The organism is Micromonospora sp. URMC 105, from assembly GCF_051386295.1.
In the GTDB taxonomy this organism is placed as follows: domain Bacteria; phylum Actinomycetota; class Actinomycetes; order Mycobacteriales; family Micromonosporaceae; genus Micromonospora.
The window spans coordinates 101,215-123,202 of sequence record NZ_JBPQTL010000001.1 but is presented as its reverse complement, the minus strand read 5'-3'; the positions used below and the strand labels follow the sequence as shown (position 1 = coordinate 123,202).

18 protein-coding genes are annotated in these 21,988 nt (G+C 73.1%); 8 read left to right on the top strand and 10 right to left on the bottom strand.

The genetic code is table 11. The annotated features are described in order from the left end of the window. Positions 1-1,154: 1,154 nt before the first annotated feature. Entirely contained in the window at positions 1,155-3,209 is a 2,055-nt protein-coding gene (locus tag ACSNN7_RS00490; protein WP_436678478.1) for an MMPL family transporter, read from the bottom strand. Positions 3,210-3,708: 499 nt separating this feature from the next. On the opposite strand from ACSNN7_RS00490, the gene ACSNN7_RS00485 reads away from it, so the two are divergent. Together ACSNN7_RS00485 and ACSNN7_RS00480 are read left to right on the top strand one after the other, a co-directional pair. Continuing rightward, positions 3,709-5,277, top strand: coding sequence for an acyl-CoA carboxylase subunit beta (locus ACSNN7_RS00485; RefSeq protein WP_436678477.1), 1,569 nt, complete (start codon positions 3,709-3,711; stop codon positions 5,275-5,277). Next, complete coding sequence (locus tag ACSNN7_RS00480) at positions 5,274-5,498, top strand: acyl-CoA carboxylase epsilon subunit (RefSeq protein ID WP_436678476.1); 225 nt, start codon at positions 5,274-5,276, stop codon at positions 5,496-5,498. The genes ACSNN7_RS00485 and ACSNN7_RS00480 overlap by 4 nt, the downstream gene beginning before the upstream one ends. A 70-nt stretch (positions 5,499-5,568) precedes the next feature. On the opposite strand, the gene ACSNN7_RS00475 is transcribed toward ACSNN7_RS00480, so the two are convergent. After that, a complete protein-coding gene (locus ACSNN7_RS00475) occupies positions 5,569-5,859 on the bottom strand; it encodes a hypothetical protein (protein ID WP_436678475.1) in 291 nt (96 codons plus the stop codon). Positions 5,860-6,714: 855 nt separating this feature from the next. Here ACSNN7_RS00475 and ACSNN7_RS00470 point away from each other — a divergent pair. Continuing rightward, positions 6,715-7,692 carry an ATP-binding cassette domain-containing protein gene (locus ACSNN7_RS00470; RefSeq protein WP_436678474.1) on the top strand — a complete coding sequence of 326 codons (978 nt, stop codon included), beginning with the start codon at positions 6,715-6,717 and terminating at the stop codon, positions 7,690-7,692. Then, positions 7,685-8,476, top strand: coding sequence for an ABC transporter permease (locus ACSNN7_RS00465; protein ID WP_436678473.1), 792 nt, complete (start codon positions 7,685-7,687; stop codon positions 8,474-8,476). Before ACSNN7_RS00470 ends, ACSNN7_RS00465 begins: the two co-directional genes overlap by 8 nt. 137 nt (positions 8,477-8,613) lie before the next feature. Here ACSNN7_RS00465 and ACSNN7_RS00460 read toward each other — a convergent pair whose 3' ends face one another. Continuing rightward, complete coding sequence (locus ACSNN7_RS00460) at positions 8,614-9,360, bottom strand: TylF/MycF/NovP-related O-methyltransferase (protein WP_436678472.1); 747 nt, start codon at positions 9,358-9,360, stop codon at positions 8,614-8,616. Positions 9,361-9,515: 155 nt separating this feature from the next. Next, positions 9,516-10,364, bottom strand: a complete 849-nt coding sequence (locus ACSNN7_RS00455) for a mycofactocin-coupled SDR family oxidoreductase (protein WP_436678471.1) — start codon at positions 10,362-10,364, stop codon at positions 9,516-9,518. 359 nt (positions 10,365-10,723) lie between these two features. Between ACSNN7_RS00455 and ACSNN7_RS00450 the strand changes: the two genes are divergently transcribed. Continuing rightward, positions 10,724-12,301: a Na+/H+ antiporter gene (locus ACSNN7_RS00450; protein WP_436678470.1), complete on the top strand. Its 1,578-nt coding sequence runs from the start codon at positions 10,724-10,726 to the stop codon at positions 12,299-12,301. A gap of 99 nt (positions 12,302-12,400) precedes the next feature. Here the strand turns inward: ACSNN7_RS00450 and ACSNN7_RS00445 are convergent, their stop codons facing one another. After that, a complete protein-coding gene (locus tag ACSNN7_RS00445; protein WP_436678469.1) occupies positions 12,401-13,789 on the bottom strand; it encodes an NAD(P)/FAD-dependent oxidoreductase in 1,389 nt (462 codons plus the stop codon). 242 nt (positions 13,790-14,031) lie between these two features. Continuing rightward, positions 14,032-14,469 carry a winged helix-turn-helix transcriptional regulator gene (locus ACSNN7_RS00440; protein WP_436678468.1) on the bottom strand — a complete coding sequence of 146 codons (438 nt, stop codon included), beginning with the start codon at positions 14,467-14,469 and terminating at the stop codon, positions 14,032-14,034. A 112-nt stretch (positions 14,470-14,581) separates the two neighbouring features. Between ACSNN7_RS00440 and ACSNN7_RS00435 the strand changes: the two genes are divergently transcribed. Beyond that, positions 14,582-15,439, top strand: coding sequence for an SDR family oxidoreductase (locus tag ACSNN7_RS00435; protein ID WP_436678467.1), 858 nt, complete (start codon positions 14,582-14,584; stop codon positions 15,437-15,439). A 66-nt stretch (positions 15,440-15,505) separates the two neighbouring features. Here the strand turns inward: ACSNN7_RS00435 and ykgO are convergent, their stop codons facing one another. The 3 genes from ykgO to ACSNN7_RS00420 form a co-directional block, all read right to left on the bottom strand. Next, positions 15,506-15,628: a type B 50S ribosomal protein L36 gene (gene ykgO, locus ACSNN7_RS00430; RefSeq protein WP_334455269.1), complete on the bottom strand. Its 123-nt coding sequence runs from the start codon at positions 15,626-15,628 to the stop codon at positions 15,506-15,508. Between the two features lie 387 nt (positions 15,629-16,015). After that, the gene (locus ACSNN7_RS00425; protein WP_436678466.1) at positions 16,016-16,762 is read right to left on the bottom strand and encodes an ABC transporter permease; all 747 of its coding nucleotides are present in this window, start codon (positions 16,760-16,762) and stop codon (positions 16,016-16,018) included. Between the two features lie 69 nt (positions 16,763-16,831). Beyond that, positions 16,832-19,009 (bottom strand): amylo-alpha-1,6-glucosidase, encoded by a 2,178-nt coding sequence (locus ACSNN7_RS00420; RefSeq protein ID WP_436678465.1) that lies wholly within the window; start codon positions 19,007-19,009, stop codon positions 16,832-16,834. 205 nt (positions 19,010-19,214) lie between these two features. Between ACSNN7_RS00420 and ACSNN7_RS00415 the strand changes: the two genes are divergently transcribed. Together ACSNN7_RS00415 and ACSNN7_RS00410 are read left to right on the top strand one after the other, a co-directional pair. Further along, positions 19,215-20,270 (top strand): nitronate monooxygenase, encoded by a 1,056-nt coding sequence (locus tag ACSNN7_RS00415; RefSeq protein ID WP_436678464.1) that lies wholly within the window; start codon positions 19,215-19,217, stop codon positions 20,268-20,270. Positions 20,271-20,347: 77 nt separating this feature from the next. Further along, positions 20,348-21,091, top strand: a complete 744-nt coding sequence (locus tag ACSNN7_RS00410) for an N-acetyltransferase (RefSeq protein ID WP_436678463.1) — start codon at positions 20,348-20,350, stop codon at positions 21,089-21,091. A gap of 3 nt (positions 21,092-21,094) precedes the next feature. Here ACSNN7_RS00410 and ACSNN7_RS00405 read toward each other — a convergent pair whose 3' ends face one another. After that, positions 21,095-21,541: an SRPBCC family protein gene (locus ACSNN7_RS00405; RefSeq protein ID WP_436678462.1), complete on the bottom strand. Its 447-nt coding sequence runs from the start codon at positions 21,539-21,541 to the stop codon at positions 21,095-21,097. Positions 21,542-21,988: the final 447 nt, after the last annotated feature.

Below are 21,988 nucleotides of genomic sequence, written 5' to 3'. Positions count from 1 at the left end.
CAACTTGTCGTTCACTTTTCCCAACAGAGTGCGGCCGCTTCTCCGCATTCGCGCAGGTCCACTCCTCTCCTGCCGGATCGCGCCGGCGGGGTACCGGCCGCGCTCGCCCGCCCGTCGTCACCCGACAGCCGCTCTGTGACCTGGCCGTGACCTAGCCGGACCTCGGCGGGGCCCGTCGACGGCCCGGACGATGGGCCTCCGCACGCTGACCGTCCGGCTGATCGGCACCGCCGAACAGCGATGCGACTCGCGCCGCTGGGACGACCCACCAGTGGCGTCCCTTCCCGCTCGTGCCCGTCGGGCCTGACCCTTTCCCGACAGGCTCCGCTCCCGAGTCCCCGCAGATCCCGGGCGTGTCACGTCGTCGGGGCCACCTCCGACTCAGGCCGTCGCGGCGCAAGGCTCGACGAGCCGCCCGCGACGAATACCGCCGGCTGGGTGACTCTCCACTTCGACCGGACGGTGCGCGCGCTGACGAGGTGCCCTCCCCCGCTTTGCGGCATGTCGGGCCATCCCGGCCCATCGTCACCCCGACACACCGCAAACCGGGCCGCCACGGGCAGCGTCACCCGGCAACCCCCGGGCACGGACACGTCCTGCTGCCTCCGCTTTGCGGCGAGTCGGGGCATCCCCGCCGATCGTCGCCCCGACACACTGCAAACCGGGCCGCCACCACGGGCCCCTCTCCGCGACAGCGGCTGGGCACATGACACGCCCTGCCCCGGGCAGCCCCTCCCCGGCAGCGGTCGGGCACGGACACGCCCTGCTACCCGCTTTGCGGCAAGTCGGGCCATCCCCGCCCATCGTCACCCCGACACACCGCAAACCGCGCCGAAGCCACCGGTCGACCTGGCCGACACGCACCACCCACACGGCAGGCGCCACCGCGGTCTTGCCGCACCGGCCCGGGCCACGAAGATCCGGCATCCCTGCTTCCCCGACCGACCGATGCCTGGCCCGGAGAGCGACGAGGCGGTGCGCCCGACGACATCGTCGGGCGCACCGCCGTCGCAAAGCGCACGTCCTGTTTCGGGCCGGTGCCTCCCAGCCCCGGGTCACGCTTTCGGCGAGGGGGCGCCGAGGCCGACCACCCGCGGCAGAGCGCGCAGCCCCACCCGAGGGGCGGGCCGACCCGGCCCGCCCGCCCGGTGGCCCTACTTGGTGGCGCGCACCGGGCCCGGCACCCCGGGGCTGACCGGCGCGGTGGCCGGCCTGCCGAGGTCCCGGTAGAGCCGTCCGGGCCACCAGCTCGCCCGGCCGATGTCGAAGGAGAGCGCCGGCACCAGCAGGGTCCGCACCAGGAAGGCGTCGAGGAGGACGCCCACCGCGACCACCACTCCGAACTGGATCATGTCGACCACCGGCATGGAGGCGAAGACCGCGAAGGTCGCCGCCAGCACGATGCCGGCCGACGTGATGACGCTGCCGGTGGTGGAGAGACCACGGCGTACGCCCTCGGCGTGGCCGTGCCGCGCGGCCTCCTCGTGCACCCGGGTCATCAGGAAGATGTTGTAGTCGACGCCGAGTGCCGCGAGGAAGACGAAGCTGACCAGCGGCAACTGCCAGGCCGTCCCCTCGTGCCCGAAGACGTGCTTGAAGAGCAAATGCGACGCGCCCAGGGCGGCGAAGTAGGACGCCACCACCGTGCCGAGCAGGACCAGCGGTGCCACCAGGGCGCGGAGCAGGATGATCAGGAACAGCAGGATCACCGCCAGCACGACCGGGATGACCACCTGGGCGTCCCGGCTGGAGGCGCGGTCGATGTCGAGGGTCTCCGCCGTCGTGCCGCCGACCTTCGCGTTGGCCCCGGGTACGGCGTGCACCGCGTCCCGGATGTCGTCGATGGTCTCCTTCGCCGCGGCGCTGTCCGGCGCGTCCCGGAGCACCACGTCGATGATGACCCGGCGGCCGTCCGGGCTGGGCGACTCCTGGCCCACCGTCGCACCGTCGACGCCGGCTGCGGCGGCCTTGACCGGCCCGGCGGCCGAGGCGTCGGCGACCAGGATGGCCGGGTCGGACGCGCCGGACGGGAAGTGCCGGGCGAGCTTCTCCTGCGCGGTGACCGACTGGGGCTTGGTCTGGAACACCTCGGTCTGGGCCAGCCCCATCTTGATGTCCAGCGCGCTGACGGCGAGGCCACCGATCACGATCAGGCAGCCGAGCCAGACCACCCGGGGGTGGCGGCCGACGGCCGTACCGATGCGGGACCAGAACCCGCGCCCGGCCCGGGCCTCCTGGCCGAACTTCGGCACGAACGGCCAGAACACCCACCGGCCGGCGATCACCAGCAGCGCCGGCAGGATGGTGACCATCGCCAGGTACGCGCAGAGCACACCGGTGGCGCCGACCAGGCCGAGGCTGCGGGCGCTCTGCATGTCGGCGAGGGCGAGGCAGGCCAGACCGACCACGACGGTCGCGGCGGAGGCGAGGATCGCCGGGCCCGAGCGGCGCAGCGCGATGCCCATCGCCAGGTGCTTGTCGGCGTGCCGGCGCAGCTCCTCGCGGTAGCGCGCGATGAGCAGCAGCGCGTAGTCGGTGCCGACGCCGAACAGCAGGATCATCAGCAGACTGGAGCTCGCGGGGTTGACCGGCAGCCCGGCGTGCTTGGCGAGCAGGAACGCCACGCCCTGGGTGAGCGCGCTGGCGAAGCCGACGGCCAGCAGCGGGAAGATCCAGAGGAACGGGCTGCGGTAGATCAGCAACAGCAGCACCACGACGATCGAGCTGGTCGCGATCATCAGGTTGACGTCCAGGTTCTCGAACGCCTGGGTGTAGTCGTTGAGCAGGCCGCCGGGGCCGCCGAGGTCGACGTCCAGCCCGGCGGGTGCGCCGGCCTGGGCGGCGGCCCGCAGGTCCTTGACCGCGAAGTCGATCTCCACGTCGTCACGGGTGAGCGGCACGACCAGCATGAGCGCCTTGCCGTCCTGCGACGGGATGGCCGGCTGGATGGCCGCGCCGCCGTCGGCGAACCGGGCGAACGCCGCGCGGTCGGCCTCCACCTTGCTCCGGTCGGCGTCCTGGATCCCGGCCTCCCGGGTGTAGACGGCGACGACCGGGACGGCCTCGGAGGCGGAGCGGTACTTGTCCAGCTCCTCCATCACGGCGGTGGACTCGGCGCCGCGCGGGAGGCTGCCGGAGGGAGTGCGGTCCTCGTACTCCTCGATCTTGCCGAAGAGCGGGCCGAGCACGACGGCGAGGACAATCCACAACGCGAGGAGGGCCCATTTGGAACGCCGACCACTCGGCAGTTTGGCCAGTAGCCCGACAGAATCGCTCATTGAGCCGAAACCCTTCTATGCCCGTCTATGCCGATTTGATCGTCCAGGGCACGGAGATCCCGGCGTCGTCCGCCTGGAGACGGGGACAAGACCTCGTCGCTCATCGGGCCTGACGGCCATTTTCGAAGGTGCCCCACCACACGGGGCGCGCTTCTGCGTATGCCCCACGCGTACATGCTAAGCAGTACGGCGGAACACCGTCAAGCTCTTCGGCCGAGTGTCCGATCAGTTTCACCGACCCCGCCCATAACCGGGCTGACCTGCGGTAATGGCGATGGCCCTGGGGTGGCAGGGACGGCGGCTAGGGGATCTGCCGCGCGGGTTAGGGGGCGACCGTTCTGGTCCGGCCCCCGCACGCGGTGGTTACGTGAGAACCCGACCGGCCGGTTGACGCGGGTCGACGTCGGCGAGCGTGAGGGGCGAGGCGCGCATGGTGGACAAATCGCATTCCGACCTCCGGTCCCGGGTGGCCGAGCTGCATTCCGTCCGGGCCACGGCCGTGGCCGGACCAGGGCCCCGAGCCACGGCGCAGCAGCACGCCAAGGGCAAACTGACCGTCCGGGAAAGGCTCGACCTGCTGTTCGACCCGGGCACCTTCCGGGAGATCGAGCAGTTACGCCGGCACCGGGCCGCCGGGTTCGGGCTGGAGGACCGCCGCCCGCACACCGACGGCGTGGTGACCGGCTGGGGCAAGGTCGACGGCCGCACGGTCTTCGCGTACGCGCACGACTTCCGGATCTTCGGCGGGTCGCTGGGCGAGGCCCACGCCGAGAAGATCCACAAGATCATGGACATGGCCGAGTCGGCCGGCGCGCCGCTGGTCTGCCTCGGTGACGGCGCGGGCGCCCGGATCCAGGAGGGGGTCACCGCCCTGGCGGGGTACGGGGGCATCTTCCGCCGCAACGTGCAGGCGTCCGGGGTGATCCCCCAGATCAGCGTGATGCTCGGGCCCTGCGCCGGTGGCGCGGCGTACTCCCCGGCGCTGACCGACTTCGTCTTCGCCGTACGGAACGTGGCTCAGCTCTACCTCACCGGGCCGGACGTGGTGCAGGCGGTGACCGGCGAGACGGTGACGCACGAGCAGCTCGGCGGCGCGGAGGTCCACGCCTCGGTCACCGGCACCGTCTCCTTCGCGTACGACACCGAGGCGGAGTGCCTGGCCGACGTGCGGCACCTGCTCTCGCTGCTGCCCTCCAACAACCGGGAGCTGCCCCCGGTGCACCCCACCGGGGACCCGCCGGGCCGCCGCTGCCCGCGCCTACTCGACCTGGTGCCGGCCGATTCCCGCGGCTCGTACGACATGCGCGAGGTGATCGAGGAGATCGTCGACGACGGGGACCTGCTGGAGGTGCACGCCTCCTGGGCCCGCAACATCGTCTGCGGCCTGGCCCGGCTGGACGGGCACGTGGTGGGCATCGTCGCCAACCAGCCCCGGATGCTCGCCGGCGCCCTCGACGGGCCGGCCTCGGCCAAGGCGGCCCGCTTCGTGCAGACCTGCGACGCCTTCAGCATCCCGCTGGTGACCCTGGTCGACGTGCCCGGCTTCCTGCCCGGCACCGCGCAGGAGCACAGCGGGATCATCCGGCACGGCGCGCAGCTGCTGTACGCGTACTGCTCGGCGACCGTGCCCCGGATCCAGGTGATCCTGCGCAAGGCGTACGGCGGGGCGTACATCGTGATGGACTCCCGGTCGATCGGCGCGGATCTCTCCTTCGCCTGGCCGAGCAACGAGATCGCGGTGATGGGCGCGGAGAGCGCGGCCAACGTGGTGTTCCGCAGGGAGATCGCGGCGGCGCCGGACCCGGAGGCGGCCCGGCGGCAGCGGATCAAGCAGTACGAGCAGGAGCTGGTCCATCCCTACTACGCGGCCGAGCGGGGCCTGGTGGACGACGTCATCGACCCGGCGGAGACGCGCGCGGTGCTGATCGGGGCGCTGGAGACGCTGCGGGCCAAACGGGTGCAGCTGCCGGGGCGCAAGCACGGGAATCCGCCGACGTGACCGGCCCGGAGGAGGTCGACCCGGCCGCGCCGGTGGCCCGGCTGGTGGTGCTCCGGGGCGCTCCCACCGAGGAGGAGCTCGCGGCGGCCACGGTGGCGCTGATGTGCTCGCTGCGCGCCGCGCGGGACGGGACCGCGACGGTCTCCCGGCGCGCCGAGGCCTCCTGGTCCGCCGCGGTGGACTACCGGGCGCCGGGCGCCTGGGCATCGCGATGCCACTGACCTCCTCGACACCGTCGCCGCGGCACGACCGGGGTCGGGACGGCACCGGGGGCGTCGGCGGTCGGCGTGCTCAGTCCTCTCGCACCAGCCCGGCCTCGCGCAGTTCGTCGAGCCACCGGCCGATGACCACGATGATGTCCGCCCGGTCGGCCTGCCAGCTGGTGGCCACCTCGTCGGCCGCCAGGTGGAGGTCGCCGCCGTGCCGCTGCAGCGAGATCCAGGAGACCGTGACGAGGGGCGGATACCGGTACGTGACGGCGGTCGGCTGCCGGTGCAGGATCAGCCACCCGTCCGGGGACACCGTGACCTCCACGTTGTGTTCCCAACGCAGGCCCACCATTCCTCCCGACATCGCTTTCATTCGCTCTCCGTGCGCTCCGATCACCGTCGTCCTCACCTCCGCAGGTGGCGTGCCCCGGCGACCACCCGTGGGTGCCCTCTCCCGGGCCGCCGGCCGCCCACGCCCTCGCGTCCGCGCCGCCGCTTCGCCCGCGCCGCCGTCCGTCGCCGCGTCCGGGCGACGAAAGAAAGAAGTCGAACATCAATGCGACAAGTAAGAACGGAATGAATGTGGCGACTTTCCCGGCGTCAACCTCGAACCGAACAGAAATCAGCTCGGTAAAAGACTCCGAAATCTTCTGTGTATGCCGTATACCGTTATGTGCAGACCGTACACACCGCGTAGTCGGCGCGTCAACCCCACACCCTCCGGCGGCCCCGGACCGACCACCGGGAACCCTCATCGGCGATCGACGGAAGCCTTCGGGATCATGGCTGTGAACAGCGCCTATGGTCGCCACCTAGGGGTCGTCGAACGTTCCGCCGGGCCACGGGTCAGGGTCATCCCCCATCTGATCCCGGATGACGAAAAATGAGTGAAGGCTTTTCAGGGCGCGTCGCCGCCGAGCCGGTAGCGATGATTCCGCGCATTGTCGGGGCACGGGAAATCCAGCCCCGCCACCTTCCATTGCGGGCCGTGGCGACCGGCTCGGGGCACCGGTCGGCCGCGGCACGGTCGACCCGAGCCCGACACGGCCCCGGCGTCGCCCGCGAGCCGCCGCCGGCAGGCGCGCGACGCGAGCTGAAGAACGGGCCTGACCTGCGGCATCGAAGCCGGTTGACAGGCAAACATCGAACTGCGTACAGTCTACACGAATCAGCGTACGAGGCACGCAGAAGACCACCCGGAGCAGGGACGGCGAGGAGTGCAACGACAATGGCCTACGAATTGGCAATAGAAGCCACCGGGCTACGAAAGTCCTACGGCGACGTGCAGGTGCTCAAGGGCGTGGACGTGAGCGTCCCCCGGGGCAGCGTCTTCGCCCTGCTGGGCCCGAACGGGTCGGGCAAGACCACCACCGTCCGCATCCTCTCGACGCTCACCTCCCTCGACGCGGGCCGCGCCCGGGTCGCCGGCTTCGACGTCGTCAAGGAGCGCCGCAAGGTGCGGCGGGCCATCACCCTCACCGGGCAGTACGCCGCGATCGACAAGAACCAGACCGGCGAGGAGAACCTGCGCATGATGGGCCGGCTCACCGGGCTGTCCCGCGCCGAGGCGCAGGAGCGCGCGACGCACCTGCTCGCCCGGTTCGACCTGACCGACGCCGGTGGCCGTCGGCTGGCCACCTACTCCGGCGGGATGGCCCGCCGGCTCGACCTCGCCGCCAGCCTGGTCGGGGCGCCGTCGGTGGTCTTCCTCGACGAGCCGACCACCGGCCTGGACCCGCGCAGCCGCCTCGCGCTGTGGGGCGTCATCGCCGACCTGGCCGCCAACGGCCTGACCATCTTCCTGACCACGCAGTACCTGGAGGAGGCCGACCGGCTGGCCGACCGGGTGGCCCTGCTCGACGGCGGCACCATCGTCGCCGAGGGCACACCCACCCAGCTCAAGGAGCGGGTCGCCGGTCAGCGGCTCGACCTCGAGCTGGTCGACCGCACGGCGCTGGAGGACGTCCTGGTGCTGCTGGGCGAGCGGGTGGTCACCAAGGATCTCGACCTGCTGACTATCGGGGTCACCACCGACGGCTCCGCCAACCAGGTGCGGGCCGTCCTGGACGAGGCAGACCCGCAGCGCAACCGGATCACGAAGTTCCAGGTGCACAGCGCGACGCTGGACGACGTGTTCCTGGCGCTGACGGGTCACCCCACCCCGACCCCGGAGGTGGAGAGAGTGAAGGAGACTGTCGGTGACTGAGTCCATCGTCCTGCGCAACCGCCCCCGGCCCACCTCGCTGGGGACCGACATGGTGACCATGATCGGGCGCTGCACCCGGCTGACCAGCCGGGACCTGGACGCCCTGATGATGGCGCTGATGCTGCCCATCATGATGATGGTGCTCTTCGTCTACCTCTTCGGCGGGGCGATCCAGACCGGCGGCGACTACGTGACCTACGTGTCCCCGGGCGTACTGCTGCTCTGCACCGTGTGGGGGGCCGCCCAGACCGGCGTGGGCGTCGCCAACGACATGAGCACCGGCATCATCGACCGCTTCCGGTCCATGGACGTCAGCGGGGCGGTGCTGCTCGGCGGCCACGTCACCGCCAGCGTCATCAAGAACGTCGTCTCCACCGTCGTGGTGATCGCGGTGGCCCTGCTCATCGGGTTCCGGCCGGAGGCCGGCCTGCTCCAGTGGCTCGCCGCCGGGGGCATCCTGGTCACCTTCATCCTGGCGATGTCCTGGCTCTCCGCGGTGGTCGGGCTGCTCACCAAGTCCACCGACGCGGCGGCCAGCTTCGCCTTCATCATGATGTTCCTGCCCTACGTCAGCAGCGCGTTCGTGCCGATCGACACGCTGCCCGGCTGGCTGCAGGGCGTGGCCCGGCACCAGCCGTCGACGCCGATCATCGAGAGCGTCCGCGGCTTCCTGCTCGACCGGCCGGTCGGCGACAACCCGTGGATCGCTCTCACCTGGTCCGTCGGCATCCTCGTCGTCTCCGTCACCCTCGCCGCCGTCTTCTTCCAGAAGAAGACCGACTGAGCGTCGGCGTCGGTCACCGACAGCGAAGGCCCTTCTCCTCCCCCGTTGGAGAAGGGCCTTCGCGCGTGCGCCGGCCCGGCCACGCGAGAAGGGCGCCGCCTCCGTCGGGAGGTGGCGCCCTTCTCGGCGTACGCAGGTCAGGCGGTCTTGCGCCAGAAGACCCCGCCGTTGTCCACCGGCCGGATCTCGTCGGTGATCCCGTGCGCGTCGCGGTACTCGTGCACCGCCGCCCGGCAGGGCTCCATGTTGTAGTCGTCGATGATGATGAAGCCGCCCGCGGAGAGCTTCGGGTAGAGCGGGATCAGCGCGTCCCGGGTCGACTCGTACAGGTCGCCGTCGAGGCGCAGCACGGCGATCGAGGAGATCGGCGCCGCCGGCAGGGTCTCGGAGAACCAGCCCTCCAGGAACTCCACCTGCTCGTCGAGCAGGTCGTACGCCTTGAAGTTGGCCCGTACGGCGTCCGCCGAGACGCTGAGCATGCTGTTCAGGTTGTGCAGCGCCATCTCCTGGTCGAGGGGGTGGCTGGCCTCCCCCGCCTCCGGCACGCCCTCGAAGGAGTCGGCGGCCCAGACCCGCCGGTCGGTGACGCCGTGCGCCTTGAGGATGGCGCGCATCAGGATGGTGACGCCGCCGCGCCACACGCCCGTCTCGACCAGGTCCCCGGGGATCTGGTCGGCCAGCACGCGCTCGACGCACTCCTGCACGTTGTCCAGGCCCTCGAGACCGACCAGGGTGTGCGCGGCGGAGGTACCGGGCAGGCCGCCCTCGGGCACCGCGGCGCCCTCGGCCCCGGTCCACCAGGGGGCCGCGTTGTCGGTGTAGATCTCGTTGGCGATCACCTTCTTGATCAGCTCGAGGTAGAGCGTGACACCCGTGTCGGTCATCTGTCCGTCCTGTTCCGCGGCCGGCGCGCGTGCCGGCGCCGCTGTCGATCGGTCCTTGGTTGCCCGTGCCGGACGCCGGTCGGGCCGCGCCGCATCCGGCACGGCCCGACCGCCGGCTGTCCACCACCCCGCCCTAGGGGTACGGCGGGACGACGTCAGAGGTGCTGCATGGCCAGCGCGCCACCGTCGATCTTGATCTGGCTGCCGGTGACGTACCGCGACTCGTCGGAGGCCAGGTAGACCACGGCGTGGGTCACGTCGGCCTGGGTCACGTGCGAGATCGGCATGGCGTGGATGGCGCTCAGGATCGGCGCGACGTCCTCGACGGTGGGGTCGTCGAGGTCCGGCCGGTAGGTCTGGAACATGCCCTTGTTGAAGGCCATGTCGGTGTCCACGGTGGTCGGGTGGACCGAGTTCACCCGCCCGCTGGTCGGCGCGAGCTGCAGCGCCAGCGCCTTCACGTAGTCGACCAGGACGTGCTTGGCGAACCGGTAACCGGCGTACCCGGCGCCCGCCATCACGTCGGAGGGCATCGGCGGCAGGAAGCTCGCGATCGAGCCGACGATGATGACCGACACGCCCTCGTTGAAGTGCGGCAGCGCGGCGTGCACCGTGTTCAGCACGCCGGCGAGGTTGACGTCGATGGTGCCGGTGAAGGCGCTGATCGGCTGGTCCGGCCCCATCGGCAGGATGCCCGCGTTCGGGATCAGGACGTCGACCTTCCCCAGTTCGGCGACGCCCTCCTCGATGGCCGTGCGCAGCGCGGCGTAGTCACGGACGTCCGCGTGCCGGACGACCACCCGGCGACCGGTCTCCTTGACCAGGCGCGCCGTCTCCTCCAGGTCCTCGTTGCCGGCCATGCCGTAGCCGGCCGTGTCGATGTCCCTGCAGATGTCGATCGCGATGATGTCGGCGCCCTCCTCGGCCAGCCGGACCGCGTGGCTGCGCCCCTGACCACGGGCCGCGCCAGTGATGACGACGACCTTGTTCTCCGCCCGCCCCATGTGGGTCTCCCTCTGCCGGATCGCGTGAAAGGTGAGCCGAGACCGACCGGGAGCAGCGCCGCGTGCGGCGGTTTTCTCGCGTACGGTGGCCCGCTCGGGGCCGACGCTAACCACGTACGCCGCGCCCGAGTACCCCTTCCGACCCCTACTGCTGCCGCGCACGGTGCGGCCACCTCCGTCGACGACCGGATCGATCGTTCCGCCCCACGCCGCCCACCGGCCGTATCACGATGTGCGGGTGGCCGGCGACCGGCGGGCCCGCCCGCGCCCGGGCGGGCGGCGCCGGGCCGCCGGCCGGAGACCGGTCGGAACGCCGCCGCAGCGGCGGTGCGCCGATCGCCACCGGCGGAGGGGGTGACGTGGAGGCACTGCTCCTGATCGTGGTCCTGGCCGCCACGGTGCTGATCGGCACCACCCTCGGCGGCCGCTACAGCGTTGCCCCACCGGTCCTGCTGATCACCATGGGTGCGCTGCTCGCGCTGCTGCCACCGCTGTCGCACGTGGTGCTGGAGCCGGAGGTGGTGCTGCTGCTCTTCCTGCCGGCGATCCTCTACCGGGAGAGCCTGGTCGTCAGCATCCGCGAGATCCGGGCGAACCTGCCGGCGATCGCGCTGCTGGCCGTGGTGCTGGTGGGGATCACGATGGTCGCGGTGTCCCTGGCGGTGCAGCAGCTCGGGGTGGATCCGGCCGCGGCCTGGGCGCTGGGCGCGGTGCTTGCGCCGACCGACGCCGCGGCGGTCGCCGGCCTGGCCAAGCGGATGCCCCGCCGGATCCTGACGACGTTGCGCGCGGAAAGCCTGATCAACGACGGCACCGCGCTGGTGCTCTTCTCCGTCACGGTCGGCCTGATCGTGGGCGGCGCCTGGCCGGACGCACCGGCCCTGCTCGGGGAGTTCGGCCGCGCGGCCGGGGGCGGGGTCGCGGCCGGCCTGCTGGCCGGCGCGGTCGTGATCGCGATCCGCCGACGCCTCGACGACCCGCTGCGCGAGGGCGCGCTGAGCGTGCTGACCCCGTTCCTCGCGTTCCTGCTGGCGGAGCTCGTCCATGCCAGCGGCGTGCTGGCGGTGGTGGTCTCCGGCCTCCTCCTGTCCTACTACGGGCCCCGCGTGATCCGGGCCCGCTCCCGGGTGCTGGCGTTCGCCTTCTGGGACCTCTCCACCTTCCTGATCAACGGTTCGTTGTTCGTCCTGCTCGGCATGCAGATCCCCAGGGCGGCGGAGAGCATCACCAGCACCTCGACGACCCAGGCCCTGGCCATCGGGGCGGTCGCGACGGTCGTGGTGGTGGTGACCCGGATGGCGATGGTGCACCTTGCCGGCTTCGGCCTGGAACTCGTCGAACGGCGCAAGGGGCAGCGGCGGGGCCCGACCGGCTGGCGGGTGCGCACCGCCGCCGGGTGGGCGGGATTCCGCGGCGCGGTGTCGCTCGCGGCGGCGCTCGCGGTGCCGATGACGACCGCCTCGGGGGCTCCGGTCGCCGAACGTGACCTGATCATCTTCTGCACCGCGATGGTCATCCTGCTGACGATCCTGATCCAGGGCAGCACGCTGCCGGCCGTGCTCGACTGGGCGCGGCTGCGGGGCGACACCGAGCAGGAGGAGGAGATCCGGCAGGCCCGGACGGCGGCCACCCGGGCCGGCCTGGCCGCGCTGCCCGAGGTCGCCGCCGGAATCGGCGTCGACGCCGACGTGGTGCACCGGCTCCGCTCCGACTACGAGCGGCACCTCGACGACGTGCTCACCACCGAGAGCGGCGAGGAGGCCGCCGAGGCGCGGGAGCGCGACCGCCGCCTCCGGCTCCAGCTGCTCGACCACAAGCGCCGCGAGATCAACCGGATGCGCGACAACAACGAGATCGACGACGCCGTGCAGCGAGAGGTGCAGGCCGCGCTGGACATCGAGGAGATCCGGCTGCTGGGGCCGAGCGCCAGCGAGTGACGCGCTGCACGGGGCCGCGATGTTCGCAGCGGGCAGGTCTCCACCGCGCCGATGCGGGAGCGCGCCGACGAGTTCCTGCGGCGGCGGTGCTGACCGGCGTCAGTCACCCGCCCGCTGCCGCGCCCGGTTGACCCGTACCGCGCGCAGCAGGGTGGCGGGTGCGGCCAGCGCGTTCGGGTGGCGGCGCATCTCGACGACGGCGTCGAAGCGCCGGGCGGTCACCGGGTCGGTCACCGACGCGGCGGTGATCTCGTCGGCCACCCAGCGGGAGATCCGGTATCCCCGGGGACGGGGGCCGGGCACGGACGGGCGGGCCAGGTCGGCGGAGGTCGACATCCCCCAGGCGGCGTCCACCACCACCCGCTGCAACGCGTGGAACTCCCGGGGCGGTTGGCGCAGGTCGGGACCGGAGCGGAGGTACTCCGAGAGGCAGGAGGCGTGCAGGGCGGCGGACGACATGCCCTGCCCGTAGATCGGGTTGAACGAGGAGACGGCGTCACCCACCGCCACCAGTCCGGCCGGCACCCGGCGCAGGCGGTGGAAGTCCCGGCGCCGGCTGTCGGCCTGCCGGTAGGTGCGGACCGGCCCGAGCAGCTCGTTGCCGACCACCCGGGCGAACTCGGGGGGAAAGTCCTCCCGGCACCGGCGGATCAGGTCGTCCGCGTCGCGGCCGGGCCGGTCGTCGCCGTAGCTGCCGAGCATCACGATCCACCGGCCGTCCTCGATCGCGGAGAAGGCGGCGCCGGCGATGTCGCCGCCGGCCGCCGCGGTGCAGGCGGCCAGCACCGCGACCGGCACCGGCTGCTCTTCGGTACGCCGGAACGTGGCGGTCGCGTAGTGCAGGTTGATCGCCATCCGGCGCATCGGGGGACGGTCCCACCCGCCCTGCTCCAGCCAGTCGCCGAGCCGGCTGGACCGGCCCGTGGCGTCCACCACGAAGTCGGCGGCCGTGACGACCGGGCCGGCCGCGCTGTCGTGCCGCACACCGGTGACCGCCCCGCCGGCGAACTCCAGGCCGGTCACCCGTCCCGGCAGCAACGTGACGTTGGGCAGCTCCAGCGTGCGGCGCCGGAGCAGCTCCTCCAGGAAGGGCCGGCTCGCCGCGATCATGTCGACGTCGGAACCGGGCACCTTGCGCCGGCCGTCGAGGTAACTGCGGCGGGCGGCGGCGGGAAGGCGTACGGCGCCCTCGGCCACGGCCTCGCCGGAGAAGCCGGGGAACCACCGGTCGATCTGGTCCCGGCCGGCCGGCAGCAGGACGTGCATCTGGGTGCCCTGCGGCACACCGGCCCGGTGCCCGGTGCCCGCCCCCAGCTCGTCCCGGTCCACCACCAGCACGCTCTCGGCGTGCTCGGCGAGCACCCGGGCCGCCAGCAGCCCGGCCACGCTCGCGCCGAGCACGACGGCCCGTCGGATGATCACGGACGGCGCGGGCGCGGGCCCGGTGGCGCCGAGCCGGGCGAAGACGCGCGCGGGCGACTGGTACACCACGACCTCCCGGGGGGCGGCGGTCCGGGTGCCGGCGTCGTTTGCGCGCTGCGGGCCACCCCGTCGGTGCGCGGGGGGCCCGGGGCTGCGGTCATCGACGTGGCAGGCCGAGCGGGGGTGGCTCTGCGATGAGCCTCGCCGGCGAATCTAGCGGGTCTGGTCGGCCCTCGGCCGCCGCCGGCACTGTCGCCATTCCGACGGTGTCGCCCCGAACGGGCGGAAATCCGCGCGACGGTGCCGGCTCAGGCGGGATTGCGCCGCTTCCGGTCCGCCGCCCGGTCGTACTCGGCCTGGGCCGCGACCACGGCACCCATCTCGCTCTCGACCAGCTCGATCAGGCCGACCAGCCGCTCGGCCACCCGGGCACCGAGCGGGGTGAGGCTGTACTCGACGTGGGGCGGGATGGTCGCCTGCACGTCGCGCCGGACCAGGCCGTCGCGCTCCAGCGCCTGGAGCGTCTGGGACAGCATCTTCTCGCTGACCCCGTCGACCCGGCGGCGCAGCGCGTTGAACCGGTACGCGCCCTCGTGCAGCGCGGAGAGCGCCAGGATCCCCCACTTGCCGGCGATGTTCTCCAGGGTGCGGCGCGAGTCGCAGTTGCGGGCGAAGACGTCCACGAGGAACTGGTCGTCGGCGTCCGGGGCGTCCGCTCCGCCGGGGTTGGTGAGGGGAGCAGTCATGGCTCCGACGGTACCCGGCGGACACCTCCCGATCCACCGCACTAACTTCTAGGTTGGCACTTTCTAAAAGTTAGTGCATGCTTCAAGGTACCCGTCACCCCGAGGAGCAATCATGATCGTCGTTACCGGAGCCACCGGCCTGCTCGGCCGCCTCGTCGTCACCGAACTGCTGGACAGGGGCGTGCCCGCCCAGGAGATCGTCGCCGCGGTCCGCACCCCCGAGAAGGCCGCCGACCTGGCCGCGCGGGGCGTGCTCGTCCGGGAGGCCGACTACGACCGTCCCGAGACGCTGGCCACCGCCCTGGCCGGCGCCGACCGCCTGCTGCTCGTCTCATCCAACGAGGTGGGGCGGCGGGTGGCCCAGCACGGGGCCGTCGTCGACGCCGCCGTGGCCGCCGGGGTACGCCTGATCGCGTACACCAGCGTCCTGAACGCCGGCACCGCCGGCTTCCCCCTCGCCACCGAGCACCGGGCCACCGAGGAGCTGATCCGCGCCTCCGGCCTGCCGTACACGCTGCTGCGCAACGGCTGGTACACCGAGAACTACACCGGCAACCTCGCCGCCGCGCTCGAGCACGGCGCGGTCCTCGGCAGCGCCGGTGCCGGCCGGGTCGCCGCCGCCACCCGCGCCGACTACGCCGCCGCTGCCGCCGCCGTCCTGGTCGGCGACGGCCACGACGACGCGACGTACGAGCTGGGCGGCGACGAGCCGTTCACGCTGACCGAACTGGCCGCCGAGGTCTCCCGGCAGAGCGGCACCGAGGTGGTCTACCGGGACCTGCCCGCCGACGAGTACACCAGGGCTCTGGTCGCCGCCGGCCTGCCGGAGCCGTACGCGGCCATCCTGGCCGAGTGCGACCTGGGCATCGCCCGCGGCGAGCTGACCACCGACAGCGGGGACCTGCGCCGGCTCGCCGGCCGCCCCACCACCACCCTCGCCGACGCGGTCGCGGCGGCACTCAAGGGCTGACCCGCCGACGCCCGCTGACCGGGTACGCCCCGGCACCCCTCGTTGGGGTGCCGGGGCGTACCCGCCTCAGCCCTGGCGCGCCTTCTGGCGCGGATCGGACTTGTTGATCACGTACAGCTTGCCTCGGCGGCGAACCACGATGGAGTTCGCCTTCTGCTTCAACGAGCGCAGCGAGCTTCGCACCTTCATCGCGAGCCATCCCTTCCTGTGCGACCCGCGCGACCGTGGCCGGTGGACCGGCGACGGTCGGCGGGCACGAGGCGGTCACGGCACCGGGACGTGGTCGGCCGGGCCGTCGGCACTCGTCGGGTACCCGGCCGGGCAGGGGGCATTCGCCGGGCCTCGACACCGGGGCGAGCGCGGTGGCCTGTCGCGACTGGGCCCTGGCGTCACCGGAGCGGCGCCTTCGTCGCCTCGTGCCGGTCCGGGATCCGGTGCGGCCGTCGTCCCGGCGGCCGGCAACCCACCGGGACCGGGGTCCACGACCGCTGCCGGCGGTCCCGGTCGGCCCCGCCGGCGGCGGAGCTCCAGCCGCCTGAGCGTCCCCGCGGAGGTCGTCGCGGGCGTGCCGGTCGGTCACGGGGCCGGGCGCAGCCGCCCGCGGGCCACCAGTTCGACGGTCAGCACGACCGCGACGACCTCCACGGCCAGGAGCCCGACGAGCACGAACAACTGGGTGATCCCGGCAGCGATCGGATCGGCCCCACCGAGCAGCACCCCGACGAAGGCCCCGGGCAGGGTCACCAGCCCCACGGTGCGGGTCTGGTCCAGCGCCGGGATCAACGCCTGAGCAGCCGCCGGACGGCAGATCAGCAGCACCGCGTCCCGGGGCAGCAGGCCCAGCGCCAGGGCTGCCTCCACCTCGCCCCAGCGGCCGGTCAGCTCGTCCAGCGCGCGCCGGCCGGCCAGCGAGGTGGCGGTCATCGCGCCGCCGATCAGGATGCCGGCGACCGGGATGATCGCGATGCCGCGCAGCGGCACCAGGCCCGCCACGAGCAGGCCCGCCACGACGGAGAGGCTTCCCGCCACGATCGGCACGGCGGCCCACCAGCCGCGCGCCCCGCCGGTGATCCGCCGGCCGGAGGTGCCCGCCGCGACCACGCACATCACCACCACGAAGGCCGCGGTGGCCCACAGCGCGGCGACGATGGCGGCGATCAGCAGGGACACCGCCCCCAACTGGACCGTGGCGCGAACGGCGGCGACGACGATCTGGCGGCCGTGCCCGAGCCGGCCGGCGACGGCCACGGCCGCCGCCACGGCGGTCAGCACGACCAGGGTCACCGCCAGCTTCGGACCGACCACCAGCATCGTCGACGACATCGGGTCAGTCTGCCGCGACGTCGCCCCGGTCGCGTGCCGTCCGAGCGCCCTCACCCCGGCGGCGTCGGGTCAGGTCGCCGGCTCACCCGGCCCGTCGTCGGGGGTGACGGTGGCGTGCGAACCGGTCGCCTCGACGTTCCACCGGCGGCCACCGGCCAGGACGTGGTGCAGGCGGATCCGGCCGAGTTCGCCGGGCAGGTGCGGGTCGGCGATCAGGGTCTCCTGCTGCGGGTGCAGGCCGAGCATCGTGCGGAGCAGGAGCAGGGGCGCGCCGCTGGCCCAGGCCTGCGGGTTGCAGGCGGTCGGATAGGGCACCGGCCGGCGGCCGAAGGACCGGTCGTAGCCGGAGAACGCCTCCGGCAGGCGGTGCTCCGAGTGGCGGGCGGCCTCCAGCATCGCCATCGCGATGCGGTTGGCCTCCTTGCGGTAGCCGTAGCGGGCGAGACCGGCCGCGATGATGGAGTTGTCGTGCGGCCAGACGGTGCCGAGGTGGTAGCCGATGGGGTTGTAGCCGATGTCGGCGGTGGACAGCGTGCGTACGCCCCAGCCGGAGAACATCTCGTCGGACATGAGCTGCCGGGCGATGTGTGCGGCGCGGTCCTCGGGCACGATGCCACTCCACAGCAGGTGGCCCATGTTGGAGGTCATCGAGTCGATCCGCCGCTTGTCGCCGTCGAGCCCGACGGCGTAGTAGCCACCCCGGTGCGGGATCCAGTAGTCCCGGTCGAACTGCACACGCAGCCGTTGGGCCTCCTCCCGCAGCCGGCGGGCCAGCTCCGGGTCCCGCCAGGGGCCCTCGGCGAGTTCCGCGAGGCGCAGCTTGGCGTCGTAGGTGTAGCCCTGGGTCTCGCAGGTGGCGATCGGCAGGACCGGGATGGTCCCGTCGGCGAACTGCACGCCGTCCGGTGAGTCCCGCCAGCACTGGTTGCCCAGGCCCTGACTGGAGCGGGTGGCGTACTCGACGTAGCCGTCGCCGTCGAGGTCACCGCAGCGGTCGATCCAGCGCAGGGCGGCTTCGGCGTTGGGGCGCAGCCGGTGCACGAGTTCGTCGTCCCTGGTCCACCGCCAGTACTCGGACAGCAGGATCAACCACAGCGCGGTGGTGTCCGCGCCGCCGTAGTAGGGCCGGTAGGGCTTCAGGCCGAGCCGGGTCAGCTCGCCCGACCGGTACTCGTGGAAGATCTTCCCGGGTTCCTGGTCGGTGAAGTCGTCGAAGGTGGTGGCCTGGTGGGTGGCCAGCACGATCAGGGCGCCGCGGGCGACGTCCGGACCGCAGATCATGGTCTGGTAGGCGGTGATCAGGGTGTCCCGGCCGAAGACGGTGAGGAACCACGGCAGGCCGGCGGCGATGAGCACGACCGGCTCCCCGGCGATGGTCTTCTCGATCCGCATCGAGACGAGGTCCACCGCCGACTTGTGGTAGACGTCGCGCACCAGGTCGGTCTCCGCGTGCAGGTGCGGCTTGCTCGCCGCCCACCGGGTCGACGGGTCCTCCAGCCCGTGGTCGACCCCCTGCCCGAACCCCCGGGGCGTGGGGCGGTAGTCCTCCTCGCCGAAGCGCAGCGGTACCCGCAGCTCACAGCCCCACTCCTGGCCCCGCTCCAGACGCAGGTCCCAGACCAGGCTGTCGCCGTCGATCCGGTCGGCCGGCGGGTCGGCCTCGATCCGCACCGACGCGGCGTAGTCGCCGTTGCGGTAGCTGAACTCCAGCGCCGACCCGTCCGGCTCGTGCCGGCCGACGATGTGCGGGCCGCGGTCCCGGCCGGATTCCTTTATCTCGAACAGATCGGCGAAGTCGGTGCCGGCCTGCAGCCGCAGCCGCAGCGACGCCGGCTCCAGGCCGAAGTAGCGCAGCTCGACCCGTTCGTAGAGCCCCTCGCCGACGAAGCGCTGCCGCCGCACGCCGACCCGGTTCGCCGGCAGCTCGGGCAGCGCGGAATTGGCCAGGAAGAAGGCCGCAGAGTACGGGTCCACGGTGCCGGAGGAGAGCACCAGCAGCGGCGCGTCGCCGATGGTGAGCACCCACTCGTTCAGGAAACGGGTGTCGTCGTGCACGAGCCCGCCGATGGACCCCTTCGGCACGTTTCCCACCGCGTCGGAGAACATGAAGGTGCGCCCCTCCAGCACGCCGATCGCGTCCGGCCCCAGCTCGGGAGGGAGGTCACGGCACGCGCCGCTGGACACCTTCCGGCCGCGTCCGTCCGGCACCGGGTCGACGGGCGTGGGGCGCGGTCGTGTCGCCGTCACGCACACCCCCTGCCGATCGTGAAACCCGGACCGGTGGACCCGGTGCATCCGTCCGCAGCCTATGACCGCCGACGGAGTCGCCGCCGTGACATCGTGAATTCCGTACGCACGACGGGGGCCTCGCCGGGCGCCGGGCGGCGGCGCCGGCGGCCGGCCCTCGCGGGCGGCGGCCACCGGCGCGACGGCGATCCGGCAGGATGGGTGGATGTCCGTGCTGTCCGTGCTGCCTCGCCCGATCGTCGCCGCGCCGATGGCGGGCGGCCCGTCGACGCCGGCCCTGGCGGCGTCCGTCTCCGCGGCCGGTGGCCTGGGTTTCCTGGCCGCCGGGATGATCGGCGTCGACCGGCTCGTCGCCGACGTGGCCGAGGTCCGTAGCCGCACCGACCGCCCGTTCGGCGTCAACGTGTTCCTGCCGGACCCGAACGGCGGTGCGGTCGACGAGGCCGCCGTGCGGGCGTACGGCGACCGGCTCGCCCCGGAGGCCCGGCGGTACGGGGTGACGCTGGGCGAACCGATCAGCGGCGACGACGGGTACCCGGAGAAGCTGGCCGCCCTGCTCGCGGACCCGGTCCCGGTGGTGTCCTTCGTCTTCGGGCTGCCCGACCGGGCGGCGGTGGCCGCCCTGCGGGAGCGGGGCACCGAGGTCTGGGCCACGGTCACGTCCCCGGACGCCGCCGTGGCGGCGGCCGGACTCGGTGTGGACGCCGTCGTGGTGCAGGGCACGGAGGCCGGCGGGCACCGCGGTGGCCTGCCGGACGACGACGACTACGCGCTCCTGCCTCTGCTCCGGCTGGTCGCCGCCCGCTGCGACCGCCCGCTGGTGGCCGCGGGCGGCATCGCCGACGGCGCCGCGGTGGCGGCCGTGCTCGCCGCCGGGGCCGCCGCCGCGCAGGTCGGTACGGCCTTCCTCCGCTGCCCGGAGGCGGGCACCTCCGACCTGCACCGGGCCGCGGTGGCCGGCGCCGCGCCGACCGCCCTGAGCCGCGCGTTCACCGGCAAGCGGGCGCGCGGCCTGGTCAACGAGTTCCTCCGCCGGCACGACGGGTCGGCACCCGTCGGCTACCCGCAGGTGCTGCACCTCACCCGCCCGCTGCTGGCCGCCGCCAGGAGCAGCGGGGACGCCTCGGTGGCGAACCTGTGGGCCGGTCAGGCGCATTCCCTGACCCGCGAAACGCCGGCCGGTGAGCTGGTGGCGGAGCTGACCGGCGGGGCCAGGGCCGCGCTGGCCGCGGTCGTCGACCGGTCGCGCGCCTGGGGCTGAGGCAGCACCTTCCCGGGGAAGGGGCGGGCCGCAAATCAGGATGCGCCGCGCCCGGTGCCCGCCTACGGTTTCCGCCCGTGACGATCGACATCGTGAGCCTGGCGGACCGCCCGGACCTCGCCGGCCTGCTCGACGAGGACTTCGAGGGGGCGTGGCCGCAGTTCATGCTCTGGGACCCGATGGGCGGGATCTACTACAACGTCGCCCACGACCTCTACCCCGAGTTCGTGTTCGCCGCCGTCGACTCCGCCGAGCCGGGGCGCGCGATCGCCCGGGCGTACGCGGTGCCTCTGCGCTGGACGGAGCCGGAGCTTCCCGACGGCGGCTGGGACCGGGCCATCCAGCGGGCGACGGTCACCCGGCTCACCGGGGCCACCCCGAACATCGTCTCGGCCATCGAGATCTGCGTCCGCCCCGACCGGCGCGGCGGCGGGCTGTCCGCCCGGATGCTCGCCGCCATGCGGCGGGCCGTCGCCGACCGGGGGTACGACACCCTGGTCGCCCCGGTCCGCCCGAGCGGCAAGCACACCGACCCGGACCTGCCGATGACCGAGTACGCGGCCCAGGTCCGGGCGGACGGCCTGCCGGTCGACCCGTGGCTGCGGGTGCACGTGCGCGCGGGCGGGCGGATCGAGCGGGTCGCCAGCCGCTCGATGATGATCAGCGGGAGCCTGGCGGACTGGCGCCGCTGGACGGGCCTGCCGTTCGACACGAGCGGGCCGGTGCACGTGCCGGGCGCGCTGGTGCCGGTGCACTGCGACGTGCCGCACGACCACGCCGTCTACGTCGAACCCAACGTCTGGGTCCGGCACCGGTTGTAGGCGCTAGGAGACCTCCGCCTCCAGCCGGTCCTTCAGGTGCCGGTAGCTCGCCGGCGCGCCCTTCGCCGCCATCCGGCGGACCATCGGCACGAGCGGCACGCCGATCCCGTGTCCGACGAAGTCCAGGGCGAACGTCACGCGCGATCGCGCGCCCTCGTCGAGGGGTGCCACGGTGACGGTCATGCGCGGCCGGATCGGACCGTCGATCCCGTGCACGGCCCACCTGCGGGGCGGCCGGTCCTCGGTCACCTCCTGGGTCATGGTCCGCTCGGCCCCGCCGATGCGGCGGATCGTCGTGAAGCGCGAGCCCAACCCGGCCCGGCCGGCCGGCTCCAGGCGTACGTCCACGACGTCGTCCTGCCACTCGGCGAAGCGCGACGGGTCGGTGACGTACGAGAACACCTGCTCCGGCGGCCGGGCGATGTCGATGGTGGAAACGGCGGCGGCCATGGCTCCTCCTCGTGATGACGCGGCGGGTCGAGGGACGGCCCGCCTACCGGTCCTGACCCGGGAGCACCGGGGGATGTGACCGTCGACCGTCGGGATCATCGTCCGGAGTCGTGCCAGGACACCGGGATGCCGGCGAGGATGCGGGCGGGCCGGGGCGGCGACCTCGGTGCCCCCCAGAGGCGTCGGCGGCGTGGCATCATGTCGCCGGACCGTCGGGGGGAGACATCGTGGGCGCGTACCGGTTGCTGGGCACTGCGGTGGCCCTCGGTGGACTCGTCGCAGCGAGCATGACGACGAGCGCGCCGCCCGCCGGTCCGGGCGCACCCACGTCGTACCTGGGCACGGCGGCCGTGGACGGCGGCCGGCCCGCCCGGCCGGGCCCGGCGGTTGGACCTGCGACGACGGACGCGACCACGGCCGCGACGGCCGCGCGCAGCACCGCCCGGG